The sequence below is a fragment of the Fusibacter sp. genome, assembly GCF_057447755.1.
Window position 1 is genome coordinate 1 of sequence record NZ_JBVBZF010000235.1, and the last position, 5,671, is coordinate 5,671.

Annotated in this window: 8 protein-coding genes; 6 read left to right on the top strand and 2 right to left on the bottom strand. The window is 32.6% G+C overall.

Annotation, left to right across the window (positions count from 1 at the left end; genetic code table 11):
* Together dnaN and dnaA are read right to left on the bottom strand one after the other, a co-directional pair.
* On the bottom strand, positions 1–743 hold a 743-nt coding region (gene dnaN / locus AC220I_RS17310), incomplete at its 3' end, for a DNA polymerase III subunit beta (protein ID WP_486725118.1).
* 226 nt (positions 744–969) lie between these two features.
* Positions 970–2,304 (bottom strand): chromosomal replication initiator protein DnaA, encoded by a 1,335-nt coding sequence (dnaA, locus tag AC220I_RS17315; RefSeq protein ID WP_486725119.1) that lies wholly within the window; start codon positions 2,302–2,304, stop codon positions 970–972.
* A gap of 618 nt (positions 2,305–2,922) precedes the next feature.
* On the opposite strand from dnaA, the gene rpmH reads away from it, so the two are divergent.
* From rpmH to AC220I_RS17345, 6 genes are all read left to right on the top strand, one after another.
* Positions 2,923–3,057, top strand: coding sequence for a 50S ribosomal protein L34 (gene rpmH / locus AC220I_RS17320; RefSeq protein WP_486725120.1), 135 nt, complete (start codon positions 2,923–2,925; stop codon positions 3,055–3,057).
* Between the two features lie 102 nt (positions 3,058–3,159).
* Positions 3,160–3,492: a ribonuclease P protein component gene (gene rnpA / locus AC220I_RS17325; protein ID WP_486725121.1), complete on the top strand. Its 333-nt coding sequence runs from the start codon at positions 3,160–3,162 to the stop codon at positions 3,490–3,492.
* Position 3,493: 1 nt separating this feature from the next.
* A complete protein-coding gene (gene yidD, locus AC220I_RS17330) occupies positions 3,494–3,703 on the top strand; it encodes a membrane protein insertion efficiency factor YidD (RefSeq protein WP_486725122.1) in 210 nt (69 codons plus the stop codon).
* A 19-nt stretch (positions 3,704–3,722) separates the two neighbouring features.
* Positions 3,723–4,439, top strand: a complete 717-nt coding sequence (locus tag AC220I_RS17335) for a YidC/Oxa1 family membrane protein insertase (protein WP_486725123.1) — start codon at positions 3,723–3,725, stop codon at positions 4,437–4,439.
* Positions 4,440–4,442: 3 nt separating this feature from the next.
* Positions 4,443–5,078 carry an RNA-binding cell elongation regulator Jag/EloR gene (gene jag, locus AC220I_RS17340; protein ID WP_486725124.1) on the top strand — a complete coding sequence of 212 codons (636 nt, stop codon included), beginning with the start codon at positions 4,443–4,445 and terminating at the stop codon, positions 5,076–5,078.
* Between the two features lie 456 nt (positions 5,079–5,534).
* Positions 5,535–5,671: hypothetical protein (locus AC220I_RS17345; protein ID WP_486725125.1), on the top strand; the 137-nt coding region annotated here is incomplete at its 3' end.

The following is a 5,671-nucleotide window of genomic DNA, read 5'->3' on the forward strand; positions in this document are numbered from 1 at the left end:
AGAATTTGAGTATAATTGATAAATTCACCTGCAAGTAATCTTGAATAGACCTTTAATGAGTCAAAAGTAAATAAAACCTGTTTGTCATCAAATGAAATTTTAAGATCACCCTTAGACTCCACTTGAGACATAATTTTATTGATTTCATTTAAGGTTCTACCAGGTACAACAGCTTTGTTGTTTAAAGTCGTCTTAATGTTTGCACGTTTAATGGCCATTCTAAAGCCATCAATAGCAACCATGTTGAATTTGCCATTTTCGATTTCAAGAAGTGCACCAGTAAGTATAGGTCTAGATTCATCTTGAGAGATTGCAAAACTCGTTTGCTTAATCATATTAGAAAAAAGTTCTTTATCAATTTCAAATGAGCTTTGATCTTCAATATTAGGAAGTTCAGGATATTCATTACCAGGTAAACCAACAATCTTAAAACTAGATTCTAAACAATTGATCGTGACGACATTATTATCACTCACTTCAATCTCTATGGTACTGTTTGGCAATTTTTTAATGAGTTCTGTCAATAATCTAGAAGGGATCACAATACTTCCCTTTTCAAAAACTTCTGCACTCATAAAAGTTTCGATGCTTAAATTTAAATCATTTCCAATAAGTCTTAATTGATCACCTACAGTTTCAAAATAGATACCAGATAAGATAGGTAGAGTTGTTTTACTAGAAACTGCTTTTGAAACTAAATTTATAGCTGTTGATAAGTCTTGCTGATTACAAGTAAATTTCATGGGTGATCCTCCTTTTATAAATATATATTAGATAATTATTTTATTAGTCATAGTAATAGGGGCTGTTGATTTGTGGAAAACCATATCTAGCCCATTAATAGTCTAAAAGTTGCTCGGTTTAGCCTGTGTATAAAATAAGGAGAAATGATCAAATTGTCCACTGTGTATAAAACGAGAAAAATAAAAAGTTATACACAAAAAAGTTATACACATGTACACAGAGGTATTATTCACCCTTAATTTCTTTTATGATGCCATCAATACGATGTTTTAAATCAAAATCATTGCTCATATCGTTATTGATTTTTTCACAAGCATGAATAACGGTTGTATGGTCACGACCGCCAAATTCTTCGCCAATCTTAGGGAGTGATAGGTCTGTGAGCTCTCTTGAGATATACATTGCGATTTGTCTTGGATATGCAATTTGTCGGGTTCTCTTCTTGGACTCAAAATCATCGACTTTCATGTTGAAATATTCAGCTACGGTGGCTTTTATAAGATCAATGTCGATTTTTCTTGCTTTAGAAGAAGCAATCAAATCCTTGAGCGCTTCGTTGACAAGCGATATATCAACTTCTCTCTTTGTAAGTGTAGAATAGGCAACAACTCTATTAAGTGCGCCTTCAAGTTCTCTAATGTTTGACTTAATCTTAGATGCAATAAATTCAAACACTTCATTTGGAACGTCCACACGATCTCTTTCGGATTTCTTCCTTAATATAGCGATTCTCGTTTCAAAATCAGGTGGCTGAATATCAGTGATTAAGCCCCACTCAAATCGAGATCTCAATCGATCCTCTAGAGTTGGGATTTCTTTAGGGGGTCTATCAGATGAAACGATGATTTGTTTATTGGCTTCATAAAGTGCGTTAAATGTATGGAAAAACTCCTCTTGAGTACGTTCCTTACCTGCAATAAACTGAATATCATCCACTAGGAGAACATCAACAGTTCTGTACTTGTTTCTAAACTCTTCATTTTTATCATCTTTAATGGAGTTAATAAGCTCATTTGTGAATTTTTCACTTGATACATAGTAGATTTTTGCGTTCTTATTTTGAGATAAGATATAGTGGCCAATGGCATGCATTAAATGCGTTTTTCCAAGACCAACGCCCCCATAAATAAACAATGGGTTGTATGCTTTCGCTGGTGATTCAGCAACTGCAAGAGATGCAGCATGTGCGAATCGGTTGCTGTTGCCAACGACAAATTCGTTAAAGACATAGCGTGGATTTAAATTTGTAGACTCAAGGAGATCATTAACTTCTTGTTCCATAGCCGCTTTATTCTTATCAAGCGTATTTTCTTCAGGGATGATGTATTTAATGAAGTAATCTTGATTGGTTACGTGTTTAATTGTATTTTTAATCAAATCATTGTATCTAGTTTCAAGTACACTTCTATTTAATACGCTTAAAGTTTGTAAAATAATCGTGCTACCTTCTATAGTCACAGGGTCTATAGTTTCAATCCAAGTGTTGAAGCTTACGGTCATTAATTCGTTTCTCATAATTTCCCTGGCTTGATCCCAAATGGTCTGCAAGTAATTATCCATGTGTTATCCTCCTAATTGCTGATACTTATCCACAAATAAATGTTAACATTGTTGATAGATTAAATAGTGGCATAAAAAATTTAAATTGTATAAAATTGTGGATAAATACGATTGATTTAGACTTATCAACAGAAAATAGCCTATTTTATCAACAGTATCAACAGTGAAATATGCAAAAAGTCAAAAAAAAATCGATAAATAATCAACATATCATACTTATCCACAACTTCATCTTAAAGAAAAAGGTAAATTGTTAATACAAATTATTTTACCAAAGATTATGGTATTTTTCAAACTTATCCACAAAAAATAATATTTAATTTTGTGATTTGAAGATGTGGATATCTTTTTGAAATTAAAAAAAAAATAAATTTAGAAAATTATTGTGGATAAGTTGGATTTTTTACTCACAAGGATATTTTGAAATATACTATATAAGTTTATGACTTTGCTATGAGTTACTATATATAGTAGAAAAGTCTTCTATATAACATAATATTAATAACTTGACGTTATAACTTGACAGGCTGGGTCCTTCAAGTTATAATATTTTAGCGGACTTGTGTAGAAATTTTGTTAATATATATGATATGTTCACAATTAAGGAGGTGTCTGGTAATGAAGCAAACTTTTCAACCTAAGAAGAGACAAAGAAAAGTTGAGCATGGTTTTAGAAAAAGAATGAAAACAAGCTCAGGTAGAAATGTTCTTAAAGCAAGAAGAAGAAAAGGTAGAAAAAAATTATCTGCTTAATGGATGAAAAGACCGCAGTCAGTGGTCTTTTTTTGCAATGTAATTTAATTAATGCATGAAATGCGAACTTCGTTCGCAGATGGGATTTTTAATGGAGGTCTTATGACTTACGAGAGTTTAAAGAAACCTTCAGAGTTCAGCAAGGTATATAAAAGAGGAAAGTCTTTTGCAGACAAGTACTTGGTGATATACATTCTACCTAACAAGCTTGGTTACACTCGAGTCGGTTTATCGGTGAGTAAAAAAGTTGGGAACAGCGTTAAGCGCAATAGAATAAAGAGATTGATCAGAGAAACTTTTCGTTTGAATTATCTGAGTAATGGCAATTATGATATAGTTTTTATAGCACGTGTGAGATCAAATGATGCAGATTATGCTAAAATTGAAAAATCTATGAAATTTTTATTAAATAAAATGAATAGTAAGCGTGATTAAAATGAAATATGTTATGATATTTATGATAAAATTATATCAAAAGTTTATATCCCCCCTATTAGGTAGTAATTGTAGATTTCTTCCGACCTGCTCGCAATACTCAATTGAAGCGATACAGAAATATGGGGCAATTAAGGGTGGCTTCCTTAGTGTGAAAAGAATTTCCAAGTGTCATCCTTTTCATCCAGGCGGGTATGATCCATTAGAATAGTAAATAGGAGGAGAATTCATTGACGATATTTGCGCAAATTTTTGGTTACTTATTAGGGTTAATTTTTAACTTCGTACAAGATTACGGTATTGCAATTATCATTTTTACATTGATAACAAAATTGATTTTGTTGCCACTTACAATTAAACAACTTAAATCTTCTAAGGAAATGGCTGCAATTCAACCTAAGATAAAAGAAATTCAAGAGAAGTACAAAGGAAATCAAGAAAAACAGCAACAACTTACGATGGAGCTTTACAAAGAGCACAATTACAATCCTTTAAGTGGATGTTTACCGATCTTAATCCAGTTTCCGATCATTATTGGTTTGTTTACTGCTTTAAGACAACCTGAGCTCTATGTATTTGCAGGTAATCCAGATTTGTTAATGAGTGCAACTCAAGATGCGTTTTTATGGGTGCCTAATTTAGCATTACCTGATTTGATCAGTAATATTTTACCGAATGGTCCAGAGTGGTTAATCACTTTACCAGGTATCTTACCGATTACTTCTGCTGCATTGACTTATTTCCAAATGAAGACAATGAATACTGCAGGTGCAACGAGTGATGCTGCAAATACTCAAATGAAAGTAATGCAAACCATTTTCCCAGTAATGATTCTATTTTGGGGTAAAAATCTTTCTGCTGGTCTAATTTTATATTGGACAATCGGAAACTTATTCCAAATTGGTCAACAATATATTATGAATAGGCAAGTTAAGGGGGATGCATAGTACATGAAATTTGTCGAAAAAACTGGTAAAAGTGTTGAAGAAGCACTTAGACTTGCATTGATTGAACTTGATGCCGGCCGAGATGATGTTGAGTACGAAATTATCGAAGAAGGTTCAAAAGGTTTTTTAGGTTTTGGTGCTAAGGAAACGAAAATTAGAGTGACTAAAAAGCACAATGCTGCTGATATTGCTAAGACGTTTTTAGCAAGTCTTTTAAAAGAAATGAATATTGATGCTACGATTGAAGCTGATTTGTTTGATGACAATCTTTCAATTAATATGGCTGGTGAAGATATGGCAATTTTAATTGGTAAAAGAGGTCAAACACTTGATTCTTTACAATATCTTGTAAGCCTAGTGGTTAACAAGAATAGAGATGATTATGTAAGAGTTGTGCTTGATACAGAAAATTACCGTATGAAGCGTAAAGAAACACTAGAAAATTTAGCAGGTAAACTTGCGTTTAAAGTTAAAAAGTCTAGAAAAAATGTTATTTTGGAACCAATGAATCCTTATGAAAGAAGAATTATTCATTCGGCACTTCAAAATAATCCGTTTGTCAGCACAAAGTCTGAGGGTGATGAGCCTTTTAGAAAAGTCGTTATTTATTACGATTACAAAAAGAATAGAGCAAACTAATCCATATAACCCAGTAGATAACTGGGTTATATTTTCATTGTATATCATTAGTTCTCATCCAGCTCTGAAAAAGAGTCTTCAACTTGTGAAGAGCGGTTAGATGAGAACGGTAGCGCAAAAACAAAGTTTTAGCGGTAAATGATTGTATATAACAAAATTTGAGCCAAAAGCTGTGATGAGGAATGTTCAGCCTCAAACAGCGTCAGCGAAAATTGGTTTGAGACCTCGTGAGATGACTCAAATGTTATAAAATTAGTTCTCAGAACAAGCGTCTTCAACTTGTAGGAAACGGTTAGATGAGAACGGTAACACAAAACGATAACAAAAAAACAAGATATTAGTGGTAAATGAAGGTATGCGACAATATTAGATAGAAGTTGCAAACTTGAAATTTATCCAGTTTATCATTATACTCATAAATAGGATCATGTGTCCTATTTTTATTGTGATTTAGGAGTGATTAATTTGATTTTTGATACAATAACAGCCATATCAACACCAATAGGAGAAGGAGCCATCGGAATCGTAAGATTAAGTGGGCCAGATTCTTTTCAAATATTATCTGAAATTTTCAAGCCTTTTAAGGCAAACAC

Bases quoted from the DNA above. Each gene is read 5' to 3' on its own strand.
- yidD (WP_486725122.1), top strand. From the start codon at position 3,494: ATGAAATATGTTATGATATTTATGATAAAATTATATCAAAAGTTTATA.
- jag (WP_486725124.1), top strand. From the start codon at position 4,443: ATGAAATTTGTCGAAAAAACTGGTAAAAGTGTTGAAGAAGCACTTAGA.
- rnpA (WP_486725121.1), top strand. From the start codon at position 3,160: ATGACTTACGAGAGTTTAAAGAAACCTTCAGAGTTCAGCAAGGTATAT.
- dnaA (WP_486725119.1), bottom strand. From the start codon at position 2,304: ATGGATAATTACTTGCAGACCATTTGGGATCAAGCCAGGGAAATTATG.
- rpmH (WP_486725120.1), top strand. From the start codon at position 2,923: ATGAAGCAAACTTTTCAACCTAAGAAGAGACAAAGAAAAGTTGAGCAT.